The sequence below is a fragment of the Kitasatospora sp. NPDC059146 genome (genome assembly GCF_042786665.1).
GTDB lineage: Bacteria > Actinomycetota > Actinomycetes > Streptomycetales > Streptomycetaceae > Kitasatospora.
Map to the genome: position 1 here is coordinate 55,546 of NZ_JBHZCY010000015.1, position 23,591 is coordinate 79,136.

Here is a 23,591-nt window from a genome sequence, read left to right on the forward strand (position 1 = left end):
GTCCGGCGCTCTGCCCAGCGCTAACCCGGGCGTGGCGGCGGGCCGGCGGGGACAGGCTGAGTGGCATGAAGATCCTCCTGCTCGGGGGCTCGTCCTTCCTCGGACGTGCCTACGCCGCCGAGGCGCTCGCCCGCGGCCACCAGGTCACCACCTTCAACCGCGGCCGCAGCGCCCCCGACCTGCCCGGGGTCGAGGCCGTCCGGGGCGACCGCGACAGTGCCGAGGACCTCGCCCGACTGGTCGAGGGCCGCCGCTGGGACGCCGTCGTCGACACCTCCGCCCGTCAGCCCGCCCAGGCCGCGCTCTCCGCCCGGCTGCTGCGCGGACGGGCCGACCACTACACCTTCGTCTCCTCGGTGCACGCCTACGCCGACTGGGGCACCCAGGTGATCACCGAGGACTCCCCGCTCCTCCCCTGCCCCGCCGACACCCCGCCCGACCAGCCCTTCGGGCGCGAGTTGAAGGCGGGCGGCGAGCGCGCGGTGCTGGCGGGCTTCGGCGCCGAACGCACCCTGGTGCTCAGCAGCGGACTCCTGATCGGCCCGTACGAGCTGGGCGGCCGGCTGCCCTGGTGGCTGGAGCGGATGGCCCGCGGCGGGCGGGTGCTCGCGCCCGGCGATCCGGAGCGGACCATCCAGGTGATCGACGTCCGGGACTTCGCCGCCTTCGGGCTCGACCTGCTGACGGCCGGGACGGTCGGCCGCTTCCTCACCACGGCGCCGCCCGGGCGGCTCACCTTCGGGCAGTGGCTGGAGACCTGCCGGGAGCTCGCAGGCGCGCCCGGCACCGAACTGGTCCCGGTCGGGGACGCCGCCCTGCTGGCCGAGGGGCCGGACCAGGTCGGCCCCTGGCTCGAACTGCCCTTCTGGGCACCGGACCTGCCGGAGTGGAGGTACATCTGGCAGGTCGACAGCAGCCGCGCCGAGGCGGCCGGGCTGCGCTGCCGCCCGTTCGCGGAGACCGCCCGGGACACCTGGGAGTGGCTGCGCGCCCGGGGACCGGCCGAGGACACCGACACCGAGGGGCGGAAGCTGGTGCCGGGGGCGCCGTTCACCCAGGGGATCGAACCGGCCAAGGAGCAGCGGCTGTTGGCCGCACACGGGTGAGGCGCCCGGGGGCGGGGGCCTCGCGCGGAGCCTGAGCGCGGAGCCCGAGGGCGGGGGCGGGGGCGGGGGCGGGGGCGGGGGCGGGGGTCGCTCCCCGCCCCGGCGGGCCTCGCTCAGTGGCTGCGGCGGGTCACCAGTTCGGCCAGCGCCAGCAGTTCGTCCGCCGCGGCCGGCTCCGGTACGGCCACGGCCAGCTGTGCCATCGCCGCGGCCATCCGCTCGCAGGACTCGCCCTGCGCCCAGCCGCGCCCGCCGGCCTCGTCGACGGCGGCCGCGCACTGCGCCAACTCCTGGGCGGTGAGCCGGCGTTCGAGCGCGTAGAGCTCGCCGAGCCGGGCCCCGGCAGGGGTGCCGGAGCCGAGCGCCTTGACCACCGGCAACGACTTCTTCCGGGCGACCAGGTCCGCGCCGACCGGCTTGCCGGTGACCGTCGGGTCCCCCCAGATGCCGATCAGGTCGTCGATCAGCTGGAAGGCCAGGCCGATCTCGCGGCCGAAGCCGTCCATCGCCCGGGCCGCCTCCTCGGAGCCGCCGCCGTACAGCGCGCCCATCGCGCAGGCGGCGCCGAGCAGGGCACCGGTCTTGGCCTCGGCCATCGCCAGGCACTCGGCGAGCGAGACGTCGTTGCGCTGTTCGAAGGCGCAGTCGATCTGCTGGCCCTCGCAGAGCTCGACCACGCAGTCGGCGAGCCGGCGGATCGAGCCGCGGGCGGCCGGGTGGGCGTCCTCGGCGACCAGGCGCAGCGCCAGGGAGTGCATCGCGTCGCCGGCCAGGATGGCCTCGGTGGTGCCGAACACCCGCCAGGCGGTGGGCCGGTGGCGGCGGGTGTCGTCCCGGTCGATGACGTCGTCGTGGAGCAGGGTGAAGTTGTGGACCAGCTCCACGGCGGCGGCCGCGGCGGCGGCCGTCCCGGGGGTGCCGCCGAGGGCCTGGGCGGCGGCGAGGACCAGCGCCGGGCGGATCGCCTTGCCGGAGGAGGACTCGGAGGGCGTGCCGTCCGCCTCCCACCAGCCGAAGTGGTACCCGGCGACCTTGCGCATCGTGCCGGGCAGCGAGTCGACGGCGGCCTGCAGGACCGGGTCGACCAGGCCGCGGGCGCGGGCGAGGATGTCCGCGGCCTCGTGGCCCTCTTTGTGGTCCCGCTCCAGCGTGGAGCTCGTCATGGGTTCCTCCCCCGTATGTCGTGGGACGGCCGGCCCGTCGGGCGGCCGGGTTGCGCCGGGGCGGCGGGCCGGTGGCCGTGCACACCGCGGCGCGCCGCCCGGCCGGTGGCTGGTGCCCCGGCCGGGCGGCGCGGATTCGGGCTCGGAGGCCGAGCCGGGAGCCCGTCGTCAGCGCTGGGCGACGTCCACGTTCTCCAGCACGCCGACGGCGTCCGGGACCAGGATCGCGGCCGAATAGTAGGCGCTCACCAGGTAGGAGATGATGGCCTTCTCGTCGATCCCCATGAACCGGACCGAAAGGCCCGGCTGGTATTCATCCGGAATTCCGGTCTGGTGCAGGCCGACGACACCCTGGTTGTGGTCGCCGACGCGCATCGCGATGATCGAGCTGGTGTGCCCGCCGATGATCGGGATCTTGTTGCACGGGAAGATCGGCACCCCGCGCCAGGCGTTGACGTGCTTGCCCTCGACCTCGACGGTGCCCGGGTTGAGGCCGCGCTTGCTGCACTCCCGGCCGAAGGCGGCGATGGCCTTGGGGTGGGCCAGGAACATCTTGGTGCTGCGGCGGCGGCTGAGCAGCTCGTCCATGTCGTCCGGTGTGGGCGGGCCGGAGTGGGTCTGGATCCGCTGGTCGTACTCGGCGTTCTCCAGCAGCCCGAACTCCGGGTTGTTGACGAGCTCGTGCTCCTGGCGCTCGCGCAGCGCCTCGATGGTCAGCCGGAGCTGGTGCTCGGTCTGGTTCATCGGCTGGTTGTAGAGGTCGGCGACGCGGCTGTGCACCTTGAGGATGGTCTGGGCGACGCTCAGCTCGTACTCGCGCGGCTTGAGCTCGTAGTCCACGAAGGCGCCGGGCAGGTCGTACTCGCCCTGGTGGCCGGCGGAGAGGCCGATCGCCGCCTCGCCGTGCTTGTTCTGGGCCTGCTGGAAGCCGTTCAGGTACTCCATGATCTGCAGCTGGAGCGACTCGGAGCGGTCGTGCAGCTCCTGGAAGGACGGCCAGGCGAGCGCCATCACCGTGCCGGAGGTGGCGGCGCGGACGGTGTACGGCCAGGCACCGTCCTCCTCCTGGAGCGCCTCGTCGCCCAGGTGGTCGCCGTCGGCGAGGGTGCCGACCACCGTCTCCTCGCCGTACTTGCCGGTGCCGAGCCGGTCCAGCTTGCCGTGCGCGATCAGGAAGACCTCGGTGATCGGCGTGCCGGCCGTGACCAGGACGTCGCCCGGGGCGAACTGGCGCTGCACGAAGCGGCCGGCCAGCTCCTCCAGCACCGCGTCGTCCTGGTAGCCGCGCAGCACCGGCACCTCGGCCAGCGTCTGCGGGACGATCCGCACCTCGGAACCGGTCTTGACGAAACCCACCCGGCCGCGGCCGACCTTGTGGCGCAGGCGGCGGTTGACCCGGTACGTGCCGCCGGAGACCTCCACCCAGGGCAGCATCCTGAGCAGCCAGCGCGGGCTGATGCCCTGCATCTGGGGCGCGGACTTGGTCGTGGTGGCGAGGTTCCGCGCGCCCGCCGTGCTCAGTGACTGCTGCTGCCGGATCTCCGGCTGCGCGCCCGGCGCAGGAATACCGGCATTGGTTTCGGTCGACATAAGGGAGGCCCTTCGCATGCCCGATGAAGTGTCGCCTTGCGCATTCATGTTGCAGCTTCATGGTGGGCCCGTTCGGGGGCGTCCCGCAATCACTCATTCGAGTGGTTCCGAATAACCGAACAAATAGTACGACTAGATCACCTGATCGATATTTGTTCGACTATTTATTCGAAACTACCGGAACCCCGACCCGCCATCTTCCCCCATCGACCGCCCCGCCCGCGCCACCCCTTGACAGATCCGGTCCGCGCCCGCCCTGCCGTTCGAAGCCGTCGAACGGACCGCTAGGGTGCCCTGACCCTTCGTCAACTACGGTCCGGGAGGCGTCGCATGAACTCACCCGTACGGGTCTGGCTGAACCGCACCTACTCCGAGAACGTCCACTTCATCGAGCAACTGCGCACCGGCGCACGCCCGGTGGTCGTCCACGCGACCCACGCCGACCCGGACTCCCCCGTGCTCGCCGCCGCCGACCACGGCACCCCGGAACCCGCCGACCTGCCCACCGACGCCTACGTCCGCTACGCGCTCGACTACTGCGCCCGGCACTCCGTCGACGTCTTCCTGCCCCGACTGCACCAACTCGCCGTCGCCCTGGCCCTACCGGAGTTCGAGGCCCTCGGCACCACCCTGCTCTGCCCGCCCGCCACCGCGGTCGCCGCCTTCGCCGGCAAGGCGGACGGCTACGCCGCGATCGCCGCCGCCGGACTGCCCACCCCGCCCTGGTGGCGGGTCCGCACCCCGGACGAACTGCTGGCCGCCGTCGAGCGGATCGAGGACGACGGGCACACCGCCTGCCTCAAGCCCACCACCGGCGCGGGCGGCGCGGGCTTCCGGGTCCTCACCCGGAAACCGTACGACCCGGCCCGGCTGGCCGGCTGGGACCACCGGGTGCAGGTCGACCAGGTGGCCGCGGCACTGGCCGCCCCCGCCGCCGGGGGCGAGCCGCTCGACCTGCTGGTGATGCCGTACCTGGACGGGCCGGAGGTCTCGGTGGACTGCCTGGCCGACCGGGACGGCCGCCCGCTCACCGTGGTCGGACGGACCAAGGACGGCCGCCGCCGGGGCTTCACCACCGACGAGCGCTACCTGGAGCCGGTGCGGCGGCTGGTCGCGGCGAGCGGGATGGCGTACCTGTGCAACGTCCAGTTCCGCGAGTGGCAGGGGCGGCCGGTGGTCATCGACGTCAACACCCGCCCGGCCGCCGGGCTGTACCAACTGGGGCTGTGCGGGCTCAACCTGGCCTGGGACGCGGTGCGGCTGGCGCTCGGGGAGCGGGTCGAGGCCGGCGGGCCGCCGGACGTGGCGGGGATCGAGTACACCCTGGTGTCGGGGATCCAGCCGGTGCTGCCGCGGCGGGTGCCGGTGCGGTCGTAGGGGCTTGCCGACGGACCCTAGAGCGGGCCGTTCCAGTCCAGCGTCGGCTCCAGCACCCCCTCCAGGGTGAGCAGCCAGCGCTTCACGTCGATCCCGACCCGGCCGCCGCCGAAGCCGCCGATCCCGTCCGCCGCCACCACCCGGTGGCAGGGCACCAGCAGCGGGACCGGGTTGGCGGCCATCATCTGCCCGACCGTCCGGGCGGCCAGGCCGGGCTCGGTGACGTCCTCGAACACCCCGCTGCGGGCGGCCAGTTCGCCGTAGGTGACGGTCTGCCCGTACGGCACCTGCTCCCAGAGCGTGCGCAGCACGGCGCGGTGCGGCCCGGAGCTGAGGCTCCAGTCGATCGGCAGGCCCAACTCGCGGGTGCGGCCCACCAGGTAGGCGCCGATCCGCTCGGTCACGGCGGCGATCTTCGCCGGGTCGGTGCACGGCGGCACCTCGCCGTCCCGCCCGCCGTAACCGGCCGCCGCCACGCCCAGCGGCGTCACCGCGATGTGCATCGGGCCGCTGGGCAGCGGGGTGGGCACGGTCAGCCAGGACAACGACGACTGCGGCACGCTCGGGCCCCCGCCCTCCACCGGGTCGGACGGCGGGGGCACCGGCGTCCGAGGGGCTGGTCCGCCCCGCTCGCCATCGTACGGCGGGGCGGCGGAGCGCCGGAGGTGTTGTGCGGGCTCGGGGTGCCGGAAGGGAGCGGCCCCGGCCTCAGTGCTGCCCCTTGAGCTCCGCGGACAGCGCCCGCGCCCAGTGCGACAGATCGGCGCGGTCCGGCGCCCGGCCCTCGCACAGCACGGCGAGCTGCGCCTCGTTGATCCGGTTCGGTCCCGGGATCTCCAGCAGGTAGGCCAGTTCGGCCAGTACGGTGGCCAGCCGTTCGGCATCGGTGTGGTCCAGGACGGCCGCGGCCTGGTGGTGGCCGATGGTGAGCGAACCGGGCATGGTCAACCTCCTCCGTGACCCCCGCCCCTCCACCGTACGACCGACCCGGCCACCCCGCCCGCCGCGGAGGCACGCACGCGTGGGCGGAGCGACCGGCGGCACTCCGGGGCCGGCCGGTCACGGTGCGCGGTGGGCCGCACCGGTGGTGGCCGGGGGTGCGCCCCGGAGCCGTCCGAGGGGTGGGTCAGCTGCCCGGGCCCTCCTCCCAGCGTCGATTCCGTACGGCCGGTAGGCCCAACACTACGGCCCCGGCGGCCACTTGCCAGACCGCCCCGAGCAACAACACGTCACCGGCGCCGAACCGGTCCGCCAGCGGACCGGCCGCCGCCAGTCCCAGCGGGCCGAGGACGAAGGCGCCCAGCGCCCCGAAGGAGGTCAGCCGGCCCAGCAGCTCGGCCGGCACCCAGCGCTGGGTGGTGGTGCTGAACAGCGTCCCGCAGACCGCCGAGCCGACCCCCGCCACCAGCGCCCCCGCGACCACCCAGGGCAGCGCCACCCCCGCCGCCAGCGCCGCGGACGGCAGCGCCCAGGCCAGACCGGCCACGGTCGCCACCGCGAGCGGACGCCCCGGGCGGCGACCGAGCATCAGCAGCCCGCCCAGCACCGCACCGGCCCCGTACACGCCCATCACCAGGCCCCAGGCCCGGGCGCCGCCCAGCTCCCGCTGCGCGGTGAGCGGGCCGAGCACCAGGAACGGGGCCCAGACCAGCAGGTTGAACAGGCCCATCTGCACGGTGGTGATCCACAGCCACGGGCGCGCGGTGAACTCCGACCAGCCGGAGCGCAGTTCCCGCAGCATCGACTCCCCGCCGCCCGCCGGCACCCGCCCGGGCAGCCGGAGGCCGGCCAGCGCCAGGGCCCCGACGCCGTACGTCAGCGCGTCGATCAGCAGCACCGCGGCCGGGCCCTGGGTCGCCGTGACCAGCCCGGCCAGGGCGGGCCCGGCCACCGTGGACACCGAACGCGCCAGCCCCAGCAGGGTGTTGCCGTCCGCCCGCAGCTCCTCGCGGCGCACCAGAGCGGGCACGATCGCGCCGAACGCGGGCATGAACAGCCCCTCGCCGACCCCCCACACCGCCACCAGCACGACCATCGCCGGGACCGGAGCGTGCCCGGCCGCCAGCAGTGCGGCGAACAGCGCCTGGACGAGGCCGCGTAGGACGTCCGTGCCCAGCATCAGCCGGCGGCTGCCCAGCCGGTCGGCGATCACCCCGCCGGCCGGCAGGACCAGTACCACCGGGAGGATCCGGGCGGCCATCACCCAGCCGAGGTCGGTGCCGCTGCCGCCGGTGCCGCCACCCGCGCCGCCGCCGTCGAGCACCGCGAAGGCGACCGCGACCGGAGCCATCGAGGAGCCGAGGAGGGAGGTCGTGTACCCGACGAAGAAGCGGGTGAATTCACGCTCGCGCAGCACGGCGAGCCGGTCTCCCGGCCGCCGGGGGCGGGCCGGGGTCCGTTCGGTTTCCACTGCCATGGGCAGTCAGTCTGCGCGCGCCGGGGAGCCGGGTTCAAGGGTTTCCGGGGGAAAGTTGAGCCTTTTCGCCTCAATGTCTGGAGGGGCCGGTTCTGCCGCAGTAAATCGGCCCTTTCGTGGCCATTGAACTGCGGTTTACTGCGGATCACCGCTAACCTGGACGGTGATGCGAGACAGTCGTTTACTGCGGAAGAAGGCCGATGTGACGGAGCTCCCCCCGGTCGAGTACGGCCTCGCCGTCGAGCACTACCTGGCCGCCTCCGGACTCTCCGAGGGCTCCCGGCGGATCTACCGGATCGCCCTCCACACCTGGGCCTGGGCGCTCGCCGACCGACCCGCCCCCACCGGCCCCGAACGGCGGCGCGCCCGCCCGCCCGTCCTGCCGCTCGCCCTGCTCGACCACCCGGACGCCCCCGGGCGGCTGCACACCGCCGTCGCCCGCCGCGCCGCCGCCACCGACCCGCGCACGCTCAACCGCGAGCTCTCCACCCTGCGCGCGGCCGTGGCCTGGTGGCGCGCCCAGGGCTGGATCGACGGCGACCCGAGCACCGCCCTGCGCCCCGGCCCGCTGCCCGCCGAACCGGCGGAGGGCGGGAGCCGCACCGGGGGCGGGGCCAGGGCCGGGGGCGGCCCGCTGGGCAAGGAGCAGCTGCGCGCCCTGTTCGCCCGCCGGGCGCCGCTGCGCGAGCAGACGCTCTGGCACCTGCTGCACGAGTCCGGCGCCGCCATCGAGTCCGTCCTGGCCCTCGACACCGACCAGTTGGACCTCCCCGGCCGCCGCACCCGCCCCCGCTCCGACCGCCCCGGGCTCCGCTGGGGCACCGGCACCGCCCGGCTGCTCCCGCTGCTGGTCGCCGGCCGCGCCGGCGGCCCGCTCTTCCTCACCGACCGCCGCGCCCCGGCCGGCACCCCCGCCGCCGACCGCTGCCCCCACACCGGCCGCGCCCGGCTCTCCTACCGCCGCGCGGCCGAGCTCTTCACCGCCCACACCCGTCCGCTGTCCGAACCGCCCGGCGCCGGCTGGACCTTGCGGCAGCTGCGGTCCCGGGCCCGGTAGGCCGGACAGGGCCTGGCCGCGCGCCTTCGACTACCCCTCCGGCGGCATGACAGCGCGGCGGCCCTGCGGGAGCAAGTCGTCGAGTGCCGCCGACAGTTGGGCCGGTGACGGCCGGCCGGCCGGGTCGAGCCGCAGGCAGGCGTCGACCGCCCCGGCGAGCGGGCGGGGCAGCCGGCGGCGTCGGGACATCGGGGGCGCCGGGGTCAACGGCTCGCCGTCGAAGGGGAGTTCGCCGGTGGCGGCCTCGTACAGGGTGATCCCGATGCCCCAGACGTCGGTGGCCGCCGTGAGGTCGCCGCCCAGGAGCTGCTCGGGGGCGAGGTAGCCGTCCGTGCCGGCCCCCGGACGGCCCGGGCCCGGCGGGCGGGCGATGCTGAGGTCGAGCACCTTGGCGCGGCGGCAGTCGATCACCACGTTGGCGGGCTTGAGGTCGAGGTGCAGCAGGTGCCGGCCGTGCAGGTAGCGCACCGCCGAGCAGAGGTGCAGGCCGAGCAGCGTGAGGTCGGTGGCGGCCGGGCGGCGTGCGCTGCGGTCGATCAGGTGGGCGAGGGTCTCGCCGCTGAGCGTCTCCAGCACCGCGTACGGCTGCGGGCGTTCACCGGTGCCGTAGCCGCGCACCAGGTGCGGGTGGGTGAACGCGGTCAGCCAGCGGCCCTCCCGGAGCAGGCGCTCGCGCAGTTCGCGGTCGCGGCGGTGGTCGGGCCGGAGCACCTTGACGACGCAGCGGCAGTCGCGCTCCTCGCTCCAGGCGTCGTAGACGTCCAGCCAGCCGGTGCGGCAGAGGTGGGCGAGCACCTGGTAGCCGGGGGCGATCGGCGCCCCGGCGGTCATCGGCTCCCGGGAGCTCACCGCGCGACTTCCGTCGGGGTCGCGGCCCGGGCGAGCCGGGCGTAGTCGTCGTCGTGGGCGAGCAGGTGGCGGTGGCTGCCGGAGGCCACCACGCGGCCTTCGCGCAGCAGGACGATCCGGTCGGCGTTCCGTACGGTCAGCAGGTTGTGCGAGATCATGATCGTCGTCCGGCCGTTCATCAGCCGCCCCAGCGGTTCCAGGATCCGCCGACCCGACTCGGGGTCGAGACCGGTGGTCGGTTCGTCGAGCAGCAGGACGGGCGCGTCCCGGACCATCGCCCGGGCGATCGCGATCCGCTGGCGCTGGCCGCCGGACAGCAGCCGCCCGCGCTGGCCCACCACCGTGTCGTAGCCGTCCGGCAGCCGGCTGACGAACTCGTGGGCGTCGGCGGCCCGGGCGGCAGCCGTGATCTGGGCGTCGGTGGCGCCCGGGCGGCCGTAGGCGATGTTCTCCCGGACGGTGCCGTGGATGACCAGGGTCTCCTGCCACAGCACGGCGACCTGCTCGCGCAGGTCGGTCAGTGCCAGGTCGCGCAGGTCGATGCCGTCCAGCCGGACGGCGCCGCGCTCCGGGTCGTAGAAGCGCAGCAGGAGTTTGGCGACCGTCGACTTGCCGGCCCCGCTCGCGCCGACCAGGGCCACCGTCTCGCCCGGCTCGGCGCGGAGCGAGAGGTCGCACAGCGCGGCGCGGGCCGTGCCCGGGTAGCGGAACCACACCCCGTCGAAGGCCACCGCCCCGCGCACCCGGGCGGCGCGCAGCGGCCGCGGCGGATCGGCCACCTGCGGTTGCTGGTCGAGGAGTTCGATGATGCGCTCGGCGGCGGCCGAGGCCGAGAAGAAGCCGTTGCTGAGCCGCCCGATGCCCTGGATCGGACTGTAGAGCCGGCTCAACAGGGCGACGAAGACGAGGAGTTCACCGAGGGTGAGCCGGCCGTGGACCAACTCCCAGGCGCCCAGCCCGAGCACGATCAGCGCGCCGACCAGCTCCAGCATCTCCACGATCGGCGCGAACAGGGCGCGCAGCCGGGTCGCCGCCATGGTCGCCCGGAACCGCGCCAGGTTCTCCCGCACGAACCGGTCCTGCTCCCAGTCCTGCCGGTTGTACGCCTGCACCAGCGCGATGTTGCCCAGCGTCTCCTCCGCGAGGGCGCTGACCGAACCGCTGCGGCGCCGCCGCTCCCGGGACGCGTCCTTCACCCTCGTCGAGAACCGCCGGGCGGTGAGCCAGAACAACGGCGCGACCACCAGCGCGGTCAGCGCGAGGTCCCAGCGCAGGTAGAACAGCACCCCCAGGAAGACGGCCAGCTCGGCGGCGTACGCGACCGCGTCCAGGACGCCCGAGAGCAGGAAGGTCTCGACCGCCTCGACGTCCGCGGTCAGCCGCGACAGCACGTCGCCGAGCCGCCGTCGCTCGAAGAAGCCCAGCGAGAGGCCCTGCAAGTGCCGGAACACGTCCGCCCGCAGGGCCAGCAGGAAGCGCTCGCTGACCCAGGTGGAGAGCGTCTGGTCCGCGAAGTCGAGGGCCCCCGCCACCACGGTCAGCCCGGCGTAGCCGAGCGCGACCGGAAGGAACAGCCCGAACCTGCGCGGCACCAGCACGTCGTCGACGACGATCTTGAACAGCCAGACCATGGCCGCGTCGACGACCGGGCCGAACAGGACGACCACCACCAGCAGGGCCAGCCAGCGCCGTCCCCCGCGGGTGTAGGGCCAGAACCGCCGGAACGTGCGCCGCAGCGACACGGCCGGCGCCGGGGCGACGACCGGATCGGTCCGGCCGTCGCCGTCACCGGTGTCGACGGCCGTCAACCGCCGCAGTGACCGCACTCGCTCGTCCTGACCAGGGGACCGGAAGCGGTCCGTCGGTCGTCAGTGCCCGTGCTTGTTCTTGCGGCCGTGACGACGACCGCGACTGGTCGTGTTGTTGGTGTTCCGGTCCTCCTTGTCGTGCCCGCGGTCCTTGCGGGACTGCCGCATCGCCGGCAGGAGGTTGGCGAGGATGCTCATCACTGCCACCTTTCACTCGGTCGTACCCCCACACCGGGAGGTACGGACGGGCGGGCGGGGATGCTCAGCGGTGTTCGGCGCGGGCCCGGTTCGGTCTCCTGACGGGGCCGTTCCCGCGTACGTCACGGGCTCGGCCCCGCCTACGTCACAGGGCCGTTCCGGCGGGCCCGGGGACCGTTACCCAGCCGATGGGCGACCGTGACGCGGCCGGGCGGGGACTGCGACACGGCCCTCCTAGCGTCACTGACGACGCACCGGCCGTACCAGCACCACGGGCCGCGCCCCCGGTGCGCCGTTGGCGGGAACCGCGGTCCCGCCACTGACGCGTCCACCAGAGCCACGAAGGAGACCCCCGCCATGAGCAGGAGCCGTACCGACCGTTCGCCCGCCCGCCGTCTGCTGGCCGTCTGCGCACTGACCGGCGCCGCACTGGTGACCGTCGTCACCGGCGGACAGGCCTGGGCCGACGGCACCCCGCAGCCGGCCCCCGCCAAGCCGTCCGCCGCCCCCTCCAACGCCGCGCCGGGCGGCGCGGCCGTCGGCGGAGTCCGTCCGAGCGCCGCCCCCGCCAAGCCCGGCCAGCCGTCGGCGTCGGCGCCCGAGGGCGCCGCCCCGGCGGTCGCCACCGCCACCGCCACCCCGTCGCACGGCCCGGCCGGCTCCCAGCCGCAGGTCCGCGAGGTGCCGAAGGGTGCCGCCCAGGCCGGTGACGGCTCGGGCGCGACCGACGGCAACGGGCTGATGCTGGTCGGTGGCGGCGCCGTCGCCGCCGTCGGCGCCGGTGCGCTGGGCTTCGCCGTCCTGCGCCGCCGTTCCGGTGCGCGTGGCTGACACCCGTCCCGGGTCCGCCGGGCACCCCGGCGCCCTTCCCCCGCACCCGGCCGGGCGGGGAAGCGGCGCCGGGGTGCCCCCGGCGGCGGGGACCGACCGGCGGGGCGGTCGTGGGCGGCGGCGGGCCGCCCCGCCCGGCCCGAGCCTGCTGCGGCGGAGCGTCTTCGGTACGGCCGGCCTGCTCTGCATCGCCCTCGGCAGCACCCTCGCCCTGTCCGGCCGCGACACCCCGGTGGTGCGGATCGAGACCTCCGGCCACGCCCCGGCGGCCGGTGCCCCCGCCGCCGGCGCACCCGCCACCGCCCCCACCGCCGGCGCGCCCGCCCCGGGCGGCGCGCCGACCGCCGGTGACCAGCCGCTCGCCCCCTCGCCGCCGAACCGCCTGCTGATCCCCTCGATCGGCGTGGACGCCCCGGTGACCGACCTCGGCCTGAACTCCGACGGCACCGTCCAGGTGCCCTCGGCCGACCACGCCGACCAGGTCGGCTGGTACCGCAACGGCCCCGCCCCGGGCGAGGCCGGCCCCGCCGTCCTGATCGGCCACCTCGACACCAAGAACGGCCCGGCGGTCTTCAAGCGCCTGCCGGAACTCCACGTGGGCGACCGGATCGGGATCCGGCGGGCGGACGGCCGCACCGTCGACTTCACCGTCCGCAGCCTGCTCCAGGCCGCCAAGGACCGCTTCCCCACCGACGCCGTCTACGGCGACGCCCCCGGGCCCGCGCTCCGGCTGATCACCTGCGGCGGACGGATCGGCCCGGACGGGCACTGGACGGACAACATCATCGTGCTGGCCGACCCGGCCTGACCGGGCCGGAGCCGGGCCCGGTAGAACTGGGGACGACCACGGGGAGCGACGAACCGACGCCGCGCCCCACCGCGTCCCACTCCGGGACCCGGACGCCCGACCGCCTGACGTCCGACACCAGACGCCGGACGTCCGACGCCCGACCGACCGCCCGCCTGACGTCCGACACCAGACGCCCGGCGTCAGAGGCCCGACCGCGACCGAGGAGGACGAGCACCGACCGTGGCAGCACCGACCCCGCTCCGCCGCCGCCCCGGCGCCGTCCCCGCGGCCGCCCTCGCCGTCCTCGCCGCCCTGACCGCCCTCGGGGTCCTGGCCTTCGGCCGCGCCGCCCCCGGCGGCCTGCGGGACGACGGTCCGCGCCCGGCCGTCGCCCCGCCCAGCCCGTCCGCGGTGGCCAAGCCGCTCTGGCCCGACCTGGCCACCGCGCCGCCGCCGCCCACGTCCCCGACCGACGCCACCTCCCAGGCCCCGCCGCAGCCCGTACCCGACCTGACCGTGCCCGGGCACGACCTCACCGCCGTCGACGTCCGCGCCCTGCTCGCCAAGGACCCGGCGGTGAGCGCCGAGGAGCGCCGCGCGCTCGACTCCTGCGCCGGGTGCGAGGTGCGGGCCCCCGAGTTCCGCGACCTCACCGGGGACGGCCGGCCCGAGCTGATCACCGCCGTCGCCACCCCCGGGGCCCTCGTGCTGCACGTCTACACGCTCGCCGAGGACCGGGTCGTACCGATCCTGCGGGCCCAGGTCCAGCAGATGTCCAGCGCGGCGACCGTCGACTCCGACCTCTGGCTGTACGAGCCGACCACCTACGCCACCCGCACCAGCAGCCACTACCACTGGGACGGGCACCGGCTCGCCCTGGTCGAGCGGCGGGTGGACGGCGTCGGCCTGCTCCCGACCGCCGACCCGGGCGCCGAGGCGACGTCCGCCGCCGGCTCGGACCGCGTCCCCGTGCCCGTCCCCGGCCCGGCGCGCCCCTCCTCGGGGCCGAAGCAGCCCCCGGCCGCCGGGGTCGCCTCCCCGTCCGCCGCCCGACCCACCTCCCAGCCGTCCGGCCCCGCCGTCGTCCCGGAAGCGAAGCGATGACCACCGCAGCCGCCCCCGCCCAGCCGCACATCCTGCTCGTCGAGGACGACGAGGTGATCCGGGAGGCCACCAGGATGGCCCTGGAGCGCTACGGCTTCCCGGTCACCACCGCCGCCGACGGCCTGGAGGGACTGGAGGCCTTCCACGCCGTCCGCCCCGACCTGCTGCTGCTGGACGTCATGCTGCCGCTGCTCGACGGCGTCGGCCTCTGCCGCCGGATCCGGGAGGAGAGCCAGCTGCCGATCCTGATGATGTCGGCCCGCACCGACCCGGTCGACGTGGTGTCCGGCCTGGAGGCGGGCGCGGACGACTACGTGGTGAAGCCGTTCGAGAGCGCCGTCCTGGTGGCCCGGATCCGTACGGTGCTGCGGCGCGTCCGGGTCGCCCCGGCCGTCGAACCCGGCCCGGCCGCCGCCGTCACCCCGGCCCCCGAGGTCCTCGACGACCCCGTCGCGCCCTCCGCCGCCTCCCTCCGCACCGTCGACGGGCTGCAGGTGGACACCGACAGCATGGAGGTACGGGTCGACGGCCGCCTCGTCCCGCTCACCCCCACCGAACTGCGGCTGCTGCTGGAGTTCACCGCCGCCCCCGGCATCGTGCTGGAACGTTCCGCGCTGCTGGAGCGCGTCTGGGACTACGAGTGGGGCGCCGACACCCGGGTGGTGGACGTCCACGTGCAGCGCCTGCGGGCCAAGATCGGCTCCGGCCGGATCGAGACCGTCCGCGGCTTCGGCTACAAGCTGCGGCGCCCGGCATGACCCCGCGCCGGCCGACCCTGCGGCGCGTACCCCTGCGACGCCTGGCCCTGCGGCGCATATCCCTGCGGCACATGGCCCTGCGGCGCATGACCCTGCGCCGGCAGATCGCGACCGCCGTCGCCACCATCTCCGTCCTGGTCGCGGTCACCGTCGGCCTGCTGGTGCACCAGGCGATGATCCGCCAGCACGTCGACCAGGCCCGCACCGCGGCCGCCACCGCCCTCGGCTCCGCGCTGACCGACTACGGCCGCGGCACCCCCGGCCCCGGCGCCGCCGTCGACGACCCGGCCCTCCCCGCCCGGCTGCGCGAGCTCGCCGCCGCCGGCCGGCAGGGCTCGCTCCTCGCCGCCGACCCGCAGGGCGAGTCGATGTGGGCGGCGGGCCCGGTCCAGGGCGGGGTGCTCTCCGTCCGGGTGGACTTCACCCAGGACCGCCGGGCGATCGCCGACCTGGACCGGATCATCCTGATCACCGTGGTCGCCGCGGTGTTCACCACCGTGCTGGCCGGCGTGCTCGTCGCCGACCGGATCAGCCGCCGCCTGCGCACCGCCGCCACGGCCGCCCGGGGCATCGCGGCCGGCGGCACCGACACCCGGATCGGCGAACTCGTCGACGGCAGGGACGAGGTCGCCGACCTCGCCGCCGCCGTCGACCTGATGTCCCGCACCCTGCACCGCCGCCTCGCCGACGAACAGCGCTTCACCGCCGACGTCGCCCACGAACTGCGCACCCCGCTCACCGGCCTGGTCACCGCCGCCGAACTGCTGCCGCCCGGCCGCCCCACCCAACTGGTGCAGAACCGGGTCCAGGCCCTGCGCGCCCTGGTCGAGGACCTCCTGGAGGTCTCCCGCCTGGACGCCGACGTCGAATCCCCCGACCTCTCCGCCGTCCCGCTGGAACGCGCCGTCCGCCGCACCGTCACCCTCACCGGCCTCGACGTCACCGTCGACATCAGCTCCGACACCGCCGGCACCTCCGAAACCGCCGACCGGCAGGTCCGCACCGACCTGCGCCGCCTCGACCGCATCCTCGGCAACCTGCTGCTCAACGCCCACCGCCACGGCGCCGGCCCGGTCGAACTCCACGTCGACGGCCGCCGCATCACCGTCCGCGACCACGGCCCCGGCTACCCCGACGACCTCCTCCACCACGGCCCCCAGCGCTTCCGCACCAACGCCCCCGAACGCGGCCGCGGCCACGGCCTCGGCCTCACCATCGCCACCGGCCACACCCGCGTCATCGGCGCGACCCTCACCTTCAGCAACCACCCCGCCGGCGGCGCCGTCGCCACCCTCACCCTCCCGCCCGGCTAGGGCTGTCCGGCGTTCAGCGAACTCCCGCCCGGCCACCCCCTGTCCGCCACCGGCGAACTCCCGAACCGCCACAGCCTCTGGATTCCGCCGACGCCGGACGGAACCCTGGTGCCGTGACAACCGGCGCCCCGGGACGACCGGCGCGCCGGGCCCGGGGAGGAGCGGACGTGACGGACGAGGACGCGGCGTGGCGGCGGCGGGAGGAGCTCAGCCGGCTGGCCGCCACGCACACGGTCGCCATCGACGCCCCGGGGAGCCTCGGCTCCGGGTTCCTGGTCGCCGAGGACACCGTGCTGACCTGTGCCCACGTCGTCCAGGGCCACCTGGAGGTGACGGTGACGGCCCAGGGCCGCACCCTCGTCGCCGACGTGGGCGCGGTGTTCCCCGAACCCGACCCCGCGGTCCGGGTCCAGGGCTTCCCCGACCTCGCCCTGCTGCACCTCCGGGAGCCGCTGCCACTGCCCGGTGTGTGGCTGGGCGAGCGCGCCCCCCAGGAGGGCACCGAGGTGGTCGTGCACGGATTCAGCCACGAGACCCTGGAGTCGGGCCCGCAGCACGACAGCCTGCGCCTCCACGTGGCCGGCGGGAGCGGACGGTTCGTCAGGCTCCAGGGCGACCGGGTCGTCGCGGGGTTCAGCGGCGGCCCGGTGCTCGACCTCCGGACCGGCCGGGTGTGCGGGGTGCTCAAGACCTCGCGCGACGACCGGCAGGAGGCGGGCGGCTGGCTTGTCCCGGTCGACGCGGTGCGCGCCCACTTCCCCGCCCTGGCGGAGGCCAACGACGGGCACCACCGGCCCGGCACCGACTGGTGCGACCTCGCGCTGGACCGGGCCGGACGGCAGAACAGGCTGTTCGGACGCGACGGCCCCCGGCCGAGCAGACGTCCGCCGACCCCGGCCCAACTCCTCACCCACGGGGCGATGCCGTTCCTGGACCGCCCGGAACTGGCGGACCTCCGACGGTGGTGCGACGAGGAGCCCGACCTCCTGCTGCGTCTGCTGCACGCGCCCGGCGGCTCCGGCAAGACCCGGCTCGCCACCGAACTGTGCGGCCTCATGGGCGGGGCGGGCTGGATCGCCGGCGTCGCGGAGCGGAAGGCGCTGGACCGGCCGGAGTGGACCGCCGGGCTCACCGCCGCCCTCGCCGACGGGATCCCCGTGCTCGTCGTCTTCGACCACGCCCAGGCCCGGCCGGAGGACGTCTGCGCCCTGCTCGAACACGTCGACCGGTACGGGCCCGACCGGATGCGGCTGCGTGTGCTGCTGCTCGCCCGCGCGGACAAGCCGCTCTGGCAGGCACTGCAGAGCGGCCTCGACGACGGGGTACTGGCCGACGCGAGCGTGGTCCAGCTCGCCAGGACCGTCCCCGCCCCCGGGGACGCCTCCGTGGCCGCCACCGCCTTCCGGGTCTTCGCCGAGCGGCTCGGCTCCCCGCGACTCACCCCGCCGTCCACCCTGGACGCCCGCGCCGACCGGGAGGGCTCGCTCCTGGGGGTGCTGGCACTCGCGCTGGACGCCGTCCTGACGCTGCGCCAGGGACGCACCTGGTCCCCGGACGGCGATCCGCTCGAACGGGTCTGCGACCACGAGATCAGGATCTGGCACTCCACGCTCACCTGGTGGGATCCCCGGGAGCCGTCGTTCGCCGGCGAGAGCGGCAGGCTGCTGGCCGCGGGGCTCCTGCTGGTCCCCACGCTGGCCCCCGGCAGGCAACGGGCCGATCTCGTCGCGGTGTTGGAGCAGGTCCACGCGGCGGTCCTCCCGCACCGGCCGGTCCCCGACATGCTCCGCGTCAGCACCGCGCTGTGGGCGGTCTACCCCGCCGAGGGCGACCAGGTCGCCCCGCTGCGGCCGAACCGGATCGGCGAGGTCCTCGCCCGCCGGGTGCTCAGCACCCCGGAGAGCTCCGGCCACACCCACGCGTACCTCACCGCGCTGCTGTCCCCCACCCGTACGGACCCCGCCCGTACGGTCCCCACCCGTACGGACCCCGCCCTCGCCGGGCCCGCGCAGGAGCGGTTCGAGGCGGCGAAGGCGGCCGTCGAGGTGCTCGCCCGCGCCCGCGGCTGCACGGACGTGGGCCGGATCGCCGCCCACCCCGCGCACCGCGCCCTGGACGCCGTGCTGGCGCGCGCCGTCGCCGACCGGCCGGACGTGCTCCTGCCCGCGCTGGCGGCGAACGGCGCCCTGCTGCCCCACGCCGAGCCCCTCGCGGCCGTCATGCTGACCGCCCTGGAGTCCTGCGAGCCCCCGCTGCTCACCGCCGTGGAACAGCGGCTGCCCGGCTATCCGTCGAGCATGTCGCCGGTCTCGGTCGTCGTCCTGCGCCGGCTCCTGGAGCTTCCCGACGAGGAGTTCACCGAGGCGGACCAACTGCTGAGGCTGCGCAGGCTGGTCGGCTACAGCCTGCGGCTCGACGACGTCGACCCCGACGGCACCGGCCACGGCGGCGCCGACCCCGACGACACCGGCCACGACGGCACCGGCCACGGCGGCGCGCGGGACACGGCGGCCCTGACCGCGGCCCGGCAGGCCGTCGGGCTCAGCCGCGACCTGGTCCAGCAGACCGGACGCCACCTCCCGGAGTACGCGACGGCGCTCCACAACCTGAGCCTGCTGCTGCACCACGCCGGCCGGACCGTGCCCGCCCTGGAGCAGAGCAGGTCCGCGGTCGCCCACTACGAGGAACTGCTCGCCGACACCGAACCGAGGGACCGGCTGCGGCAGGTCCGGCTGCTCGACACCGCGACCGCGCTGAGCCTCCTCGCCGTACTGCGCCTGGAGGACGGCCAGGTGGACGCGGCCCACGGCGAGGCCGCCCGCAGCGTACGACTGTGCGAGGCGGCCGCTCCGGGGGTCCGGCAGGAGGCCACCCTGCTGTCCTGCGTCGAGGTGCTCGCCGAGTGCCACCGGCGGACCGGCCGGACCGCCGAGGCGGTGGCGGCCGGCGAACGGGTCGTCACCCTGCTGCGCGACCTGGCCGAACGGCACCCGGGACGCTACCTCGCCCGGCTGCCCGACGGGCTGCACCGGCAGGCGCTCGCCCTGATCGGCGCCGGCCGGGACCGGGAGGCGTACCTCGCCATGCGGGAGGCCGCGCACCTGCGCGCCGACCTTCCCGCCGGGAACCGTCAACGCCTCGCGGCCCAACGGCAGTCCCTGCGGGTGCTGGTCCAACTCGGCGGCGAGATACGGGAGTTTTCGGCCGAGACGAACTCTTGGGTGGAGCAACTGGCCGCCATGGGAGATCATGGCGAACGGGGCCGTCCCACCGGAGGCCCACCCGACAGCCGGTAGGGAGCGCCATGACCATCGACGACCGGACGTCCGCCGCGCCCGCCCCGATCCTGCGCCACGAGGCCGTCGAGGTCTTCGCGAACCGCTTCGGGCAGCTCAACAACGACCTCGTCGTCGGCCCGGGCGGCGCACCCGGCAAGTACCTCCGCTGGCAGTGGGCGCAGACCGGCGTGGTGGTGGTCCCGGTCGGCCCCGAGGGCATCGCCCTGGTGCCCTCGTACCGCTACCCGGTGGGCGCCGTCTCCCTGGAGTTCCCGCGCGGCGGCTGCGAGCCGGGCGAGAGCCCGGAGGAGGCGGCCGCACGCGAACTCCGGGAGGAGACCGGCCTCTCCGCCTCCTCCGTGCGGACCCTCGGACTGGTGCACGCGGACACCGGGCTGATCGAGACCGGCATCCACGTCTGCTGCGCCACCGTGCTCCCCTCGGAGGAGGGTTCCGCCCGGCCGGAGGCGATGGAGTCGGTGAGCCCGCCGGTCTGGGTCTCCCCGGAGGAGATGGCGGAGTGGCTCCGCGGGGGCCGGATCACCTGCGGGGTCACGCTCGCCGCCTACGCCCTCGCGGCCGCCGACTCCGGCGTGCTGTCCCCGACCGTCAGGGCGTGATCAGCCGCCGAGGGTGATCATCCGGTGCAGCGGGTCGAGGTGCCGCCGCGGCCCCGTCGCCACCCGCACCTCGTCGCCGTCCGGCGCGGCCGCGCCGAACCCGGCCACCACGTCGAGCGAGAGGTCCCGGGCCCCGTCGAGCGGCGCCCCGCGGACTTCGAGGCCCACCCCCAGCCGACCGGTCACCGTGTCCTCGTCCAGCCGGAAGCGCATCAGCCGGGTCTCGCTCCGCAGCCGCGCCCACGCCAGGCCGTCCGTACCGCGGAAGGTGCGCTCGAACGCCTCCAGCATCCACGCGCTGAACTCGCCGACCGACTGCCGCAGCACCGCGTCGTCCGGCCGCAGCCCCCGGCGCACCTGGCCGAGCTCCCGCACCAGGGCGTTCCGGGAGGGCTGCTCGACGGCCTCCAGCACCACCTCCAGGGGGAGTTGGGACAGCAGGAGGTTGTCGAGCAGGACGGCGGGCAACCCGGCCTCCTCCACGATCCGGCGGCTCCGCGCGGCCGACAGGGTGCCCGACCCGTCCCGCGGTCCGGCCATGCCGACGTCCAGCACGCCGGGCAGGGCCCGGCGGTAGGACTCGCCCGCCCACTCGTCCACCGACTGCAGCGCGAGGATCAGCTCGGCGCTGCTGCCCGGGTCCTTCACCCGGTACTTGTCCAGCCAGTCCCGGAGCGCCTTGTAGTCGAAGGGCTGCTGGTCGGCGATCCAGCTCCGCGCGTCCTCCAGCGCGGTCCGGGTGCCACCGGTGGCGTGCCGGCCCGCGACGTCGATCCTGGCCAGCACACCGGCCTTGAAGCGCGCCGCCACCGCCGTCCCGTCGTAGCCCACCGCGTGCGCCGCCGACATCGCCGTCAGCCGTGCGACGTAGCCGGGCTCGGGCACGTTCGTCACGTTCCGCCGCCTGTGGTCGTCCCTGATCTCCCGCAGGGTCCTCCCGGCGCGCACCGCCACCCGGATCCGGCCGGACTCCAGCAGCGGGGCGAGGTCCGGCAGTTCCGCGCCCTCCTCCGCCCACGGGACCTGCCGGGCCTCCTCGGCCGAGACCAGCGCCCTGAAGTACCGGTTGTTGAGGCTCTGCGAGTCCCCGATCAACAGGGCGTCGGCGAAGAGCACGTGCAACAGCACCCGGGACCGCAGGTCGGACGCCCGGTCGATCGGCGCCGCGGCGTGCGGCTCCACGTCGGAGAGGTAGATGCGCTCCGCGCCCGCAGGCGGCGATTCCGTGCCCATCGGTACCAACCCTTCGCCCCTCCACCGGAGTTCCCGTCGGGGATACTAGAGCGCCGGCCGACCGCCGGCTTCAGGAATCCCGCATTTCGATTGCGCGGAATCGACGCCATCTTTGGAGGCGGAATGTCGGACCTCGTCCGGGTCGAGACACCCGACGGAGGCACCTTCTGGGCCCGCGTCGAGGACGAGGGCGGCCCCCGCGACGTGGCCTTCCGCGGCCTCACCTACCGGCTCGACGACCTCACGGACACCCTCCATGCCGTCGTGGGCAGCGTCCGCTCGGGCCTGCGGGCCGCCGCCCCGGACGAGTTCACCCTCGAATTCGGCATCGAGCTCTCCGTCAAGTCCGGCCTCCTGGTGAGCGCCGTCGCGGGATCCAGCGGCAAGGCCTCCCTCAAGGTCTCGGCGACCTGGAAGAAGGACGAGGGAACCACCGCCACGGTGCGCCCCGAGGCCGAAGAGGAAGAGACAGAGGAAGCGGAATCGGAATCGGAATCCGAAGAACCGAAGGAATCGGGCCCACCGGCCGCCGCCAGCGATTGACCACGTCCCGCACGGACGCCCCGACACGCGGAGGGGCCGACTCGATCATGATCGAGTCGGCCCCTCCGGCGTCTCCGCCACGGAGCCCCCTGTCGGGTTCGAACCGACGACCCCCGCTTTACAAGAGCGGTGCTCTGGCCAGCTGAGCTAAGGAGGCACGGTGGCCGTCCGCGATGGATCACGGCGGCACCGGGGGCAGTCTACCGGGCCGGGGTGGTGGGGTGGGGGGATATCCCGGGGTTGGCGGGGTGGGTGGGCGTGATGGAACCGATGCGGAAAAGCGGGCGGCGGGGGGCTGACAAGCGGCGGAAGCGCAGGTAGCGTCGCCGGGAGTCGGTGTGTGCAGTGGTTCAGACCACTGCCCGGCCGACCGAGACGAACGAACCCCCTTTACTCGGATCGTCCGGCACGTTCCTGCCGGTGAAGGAGAGAACGACCATGGCTTCTGTCACGTACGACCAGGCGACCCGTGTCTACCCCGGGGCGACCAAGCCGTCGGTGGACGCGCTGGACCTGGAGATCGCGGACGGCGAATTCCTCGTGCTGGTCGGCCCGTCGGGCTGCGGCAAGTCGACCAGCCTGCGCATGCTGGCCGGTCTGGAGGACGTCAACAGCGGCGCGATCCGGATCGGCGACCGGGACGTCACCCACCTGCCGCCGAAGGACCGGGACATCGCGATGGTGTTCCAGAACTACGCGCTCTACCCGCACATGACCGTCGCCGAGAACATGGGCTTCGCGCTCAAGATCGCCGGCGTGAACAAGGCGGACATCCGCATCAAGGTCGAGGAGGCGGCGAAGATCCTCGACCTGACCGACTACCTGGACCGCAAGCCGAAGGCGCTGTCCGGCGGTCAGCGCCAGCGTGTCGCGATGGGCCGGGCGATCGTCCGCCAGCCGCAGGTCTTCCTGATGGACGAGCCGCTGTCGAACCTGGACGCCAAGCTCCGCGTCTCGACCCGCACCCAGATCGCCGGCCTGCAGCGCCGCCTGGGCATCACCACGGTGTACGTCACCCACGACCAGACCGAGGCGCTCACCATGGGCGACCGGGTCGCGGTGCTCAAGGACGGTCTGCTCCAGCAGGTCGACACCCCGCGCAACATGTACGACAAGCCCGCGAACCTGTTCGTGGCCGGCTTCATCGGCTCGCCCGCCATGAACCTGGTCGAGGTGCCGCTGGTGGACGGCGGCGTGAAGTTCGGCGGCTCGGTGGTCAACATCTCCCGCGAGGACCTGGCCGGCGCCGCGACGGACAAGACGGTGACCGTCGGCATCCGCCCCGAGCACTTCCAGATCGTTCCGGCTGGCGGCATCGAGGGTGTCGCGGTGACGGTGAACGTGGTCGAGGAGCTCGGCTCGGACGGCTTCGTCTACGGCACCACCCAGATCGGCGGCGTGGACAAGGACCTGGTCGTCCGCGTGCCCGGCCGCCAGATCCCGGCCCGCGGCGAGACCGTCCACGTCGTGCCGACCGCCGAGGAGACCCACGTCTTCTCCACCAGCACCGGGGCCCGCCTGGGCCGCTGACGCCCGGCACACCTCCCCTCGCACGGG

Annotated in this window: 21 protein-coding genes and 1 tRNA gene; 12 read left to right on the forward strand and 10 right to left on the reverse strand. The window is 74.9% G+C overall.

The features are described from left to right. Nucleotides 1-65 precede the first annotated feature (65 nt). Entirely contained in the window at nt 66-1,106 is a 1,041-nt protein-coding gene (locus tag ACFXPX_RS09515; RefSeq protein WP_380640383.1) for an NAD-dependent epimerase/dehydratase family protein, read from the forward strand. A 113-nt stretch (nt 1,107-1,219) separates the two neighbouring features. Here the strand turns inward: ACFXPX_RS09515 and ACFXPX_RS09520 are convergent, their stop codons facing one another. Beyond that, on the reverse strand, nt 1,220-2,269 hold the full coding sequence (locus ACFXPX_RS09520) for a family 2 encapsulin nanocompartment cargo protein polyprenyl transferase (protein ID WP_380640385.1): 1,050 nt from the start codon (nt 2,267-2,269) through the stop codon (nt 1,220-1,222). 168 nt (nt 2,270-2,437) lie between these two features. Further along, complete coding sequence (locus ACFXPX_RS09525; RefSeq protein WP_375881641.1) at nt 2,438-3,859, reverse strand: family 2B encapsulin nanocompartment shell protein; 1,422 nt, start codon at nt 3,857-3,859, stop codon at nt 2,438-2,440. Nucleotides 3,860-4,189: 330 nt separating this feature from the next. On the opposite strand from ACFXPX_RS09525, the gene ACFXPX_RS09530 reads away from it, so the two are divergent. Continuing rightward, complete coding sequence (locus ACFXPX_RS09530; RefSeq protein ID WP_380526250.1) at nt 4,190-5,236, forward strand: ATP-grasp domain-containing protein; 1,047 nt, start codon at nt 4,190-4,192, stop codon at nt 5,234-5,236. A gap of 17 nt (nt 5,237-5,253) precedes the next feature. Here the strand turns inward: ACFXPX_RS09530 and ACFXPX_RS09535 are convergent, their stop codons facing one another. The 3 genes from ACFXPX_RS09535 to ACFXPX_RS09545 form a co-directional block, all read right to left on the reverse strand. Continuing rightward, nucleotides 5,254-5,796, reverse strand: coding sequence for a methylated-DNA--[protein]-cysteine S-methyltransferase (locus tag ACFXPX_RS09535; RefSeq protein WP_380640387.1), 543 nt, complete (start codon nt 5,794-5,796; stop codon nt 5,254-5,256). A gap of 148 nt (nt 5,797-5,944) precedes the next feature. After that, nucleotides 5,945-6,178 carry a hypothetical protein gene (locus ACFXPX_RS09540; RefSeq protein WP_380640389.1) on the reverse strand — a complete coding sequence of 78 codons (234 nt, stop codon included), beginning with the start codon at nt 6,176-6,178 and terminating at the stop codon, nt 5,945-5,947. A gap of 184 nt (nt 6,179-6,362) precedes the next feature. After that, entirely contained in the window at nt 6,363-7,652 is a 1,290-nt protein-coding gene (locus tag ACFXPX_RS09545; protein WP_380526244.1) for an MFS transporter, read from the reverse strand. 202 nt (nt 7,653-7,854) lie between these two features. Here ACFXPX_RS09545 and ACFXPX_RS09550 point away from each other — a divergent pair, with 202 nt between their 5' ends. Then, on the forward strand, nt 7,855-8,709 hold the full coding sequence (locus tag ACFXPX_RS09550) for a hypothetical protein (RefSeq protein ID WP_380526242.1): 855 nt from the start codon (nt 7,855-7,857) through the stop codon (nt 8,707-8,709). A 30-nt stretch (nt 8,710-8,739) separates the two neighbouring features. Here the strand turns inward: ACFXPX_RS09550 and ACFXPX_RS09555 are convergent, their stop codons facing one another. The 3 genes from ACFXPX_RS09555 to ACFXPX_RS09565 are packed head-to-tail and all read right to left on the reverse strand — an operon-like array spanning nt 8,740 to nt 11,564. Then, nucleotides 8,740-9,558 (reverse strand): serine/threonine-protein kinase, encoded by an 819-nt coding sequence (locus tag ACFXPX_RS09555; protein WP_380640391.1) that lies wholly within the window; start codon nt 9,556-9,558, stop codon nt 8,740-8,742. After that, a complete protein-coding gene (locus ACFXPX_RS09560) occupies nt 9,555-11,384 on the reverse strand; it encodes an ABC transporter ATP-binding protein (RefSeq protein WP_380526238.1) in 1,830 nt (609 codons plus the stop codon). Before ACFXPX_RS09560 ends, ACFXPX_RS09555 begins: the two co-directional genes overlap by 4 nt. Before the next feature lie 42 nt (nt 11,385-11,426). Further along, entirely contained in the window at nt 11,427-11,564 is a 138-nt protein-coding gene (locus ACFXPX_RS09565; RefSeq protein WP_375881624.1) for a hypothetical protein, read from the reverse strand. A 357-nt stretch (nt 11,565-11,921) separates the two neighbouring features. Here ACFXPX_RS09565 and ACFXPX_RS09570 point away from each other — a divergent pair, with 357 nt between their 5' ends. The 7 genes from ACFXPX_RS09570 (at nt 11,922) to ACFXPX_RS09600 (ending at nt 20,258) form a co-directional block, all read left to right on the forward strand. After that, the gene (locus ACFXPX_RS09570) at nt 11,922-12,395 is read left to right on the forward strand and encodes a hypothetical protein (RefSeq protein ID WP_375881622.1); all 474 of its coding nucleotides are present in this window, start codon (nt 11,922-11,924) and stop codon (nt 12,393-12,395) included. After that, the gene (locus tag ACFXPX_RS09575) at nt 12,388-13,203 is read left to right on the forward strand and encodes a class F sortase (RefSeq protein WP_380640393.1); all 816 of its coding nucleotides are present in this window, start codon (nt 12,388-12,390) and stop codon (nt 13,201-13,203) included. Before ACFXPX_RS09570 ends, ACFXPX_RS09575 begins: the two co-directional genes overlap by 8 nt. 222 nt (nt 13,204-13,425) lie before the next feature. Further along, on the forward strand, nt 13,426-14,289 hold the full coding sequence (locus tag ACFXPX_RS09580) for a hypothetical protein (RefSeq protein ID WP_380640395.1): 864 nt from the start codon (nt 13,426-13,428) through the stop codon (nt 14,287-14,289). Next, nucleotides 14,286-15,047 (forward strand): two-component system response regulator CseB, encoded by a 762-nt coding sequence (gene cseB, locus ACFXPX_RS09585; RefSeq protein WP_380526232.1) that lies wholly within the window; start codon nt 14,286-14,288, stop codon nt 15,045-15,047. Before ACFXPX_RS09580 ends, cseB begins: the two co-directional genes overlap by 4 nt. Before the next feature lie 71 nt (nt 15,048-15,118). Next, entirely contained in the window at nt 15,119-16,360 is a 1,242-nt protein-coding gene (locus tag ACFXPX_RS09590) for a sensor histidine kinase (RefSeq protein WP_380640397.1), read from the forward strand. A gap of 167 nt (nt 16,361-16,527) precedes the next feature. Beyond that, nucleotides 16,528-19,656, forward strand: coding sequence for a trypsin-like peptidase domain-containing protein (locus tag ACFXPX_RS09595; protein WP_380640399.1), 3,129 nt, complete (start codon nt 16,528-16,530; stop codon nt 19,654-19,656). Between the two features lie 8 nt (nt 19,657-19,664). After that, nucleotides 19,665-20,258 (forward strand): NUDIX hydrolase, encoded by a 594-nt coding sequence (locus ACFXPX_RS09600; RefSeq protein ID WP_380594517.1) that lies wholly within the window; start codon nt 19,665-19,667, stop codon nt 20,256-20,258. Here ACFXPX_RS09600 and ACFXPX_RS09605 read toward each other — a convergent pair whose 3' ends face one another. Next, nucleotides 20,259-21,491 carry a hypothetical protein gene (locus ACFXPX_RS09605; RefSeq protein ID WP_380594519.1) on the reverse strand — a complete coding sequence of 411 codons (1,233 nt, stop codon included), beginning with the start codon at nt 21,489-21,491 and terminating at the stop codon, nt 20,259-20,261. Nucleotides 21,492-21,614: 123 nt separating this feature from the next. On the opposite strand from ACFXPX_RS09605, the gene ACFXPX_RS09610 reads away from it, so the two are divergent. Continuing rightward, on the forward strand, nt 21,615-22,034 hold the full coding sequence (locus ACFXPX_RS09610) for a CU044_2847 family protein (RefSeq protein ID WP_380594521.1): 420 nt from the start codon (nt 21,615-21,617) through the stop codon (nt 22,032-22,034). Nucleotides 22,035-22,117: 83 nt separating this feature from the next. Here the strand turns inward: ACFXPX_RS09610 and ACFXPX_RS09615 are convergent. Next, nucleotides 22,118-22,191 (reverse strand) — tRNA-Thr (locus ACFXPX_RS09615). Between the two features lie 281 nt (nt 22,192-22,472). Here ACFXPX_RS09615 and ACFXPX_RS09620 point away from each other — a divergent pair. After that, complete coding sequence (locus ACFXPX_RS09620) at nt 22,473-23,564, forward strand: ABC transporter ATP-binding protein (protein ID WP_375881521.1); 1,092 nt, start codon at nt 22,473-22,475, stop codon at nt 23,562-23,564. Nucleotides 23,565-23,591 lie beyond the last annotated feature (27 nt).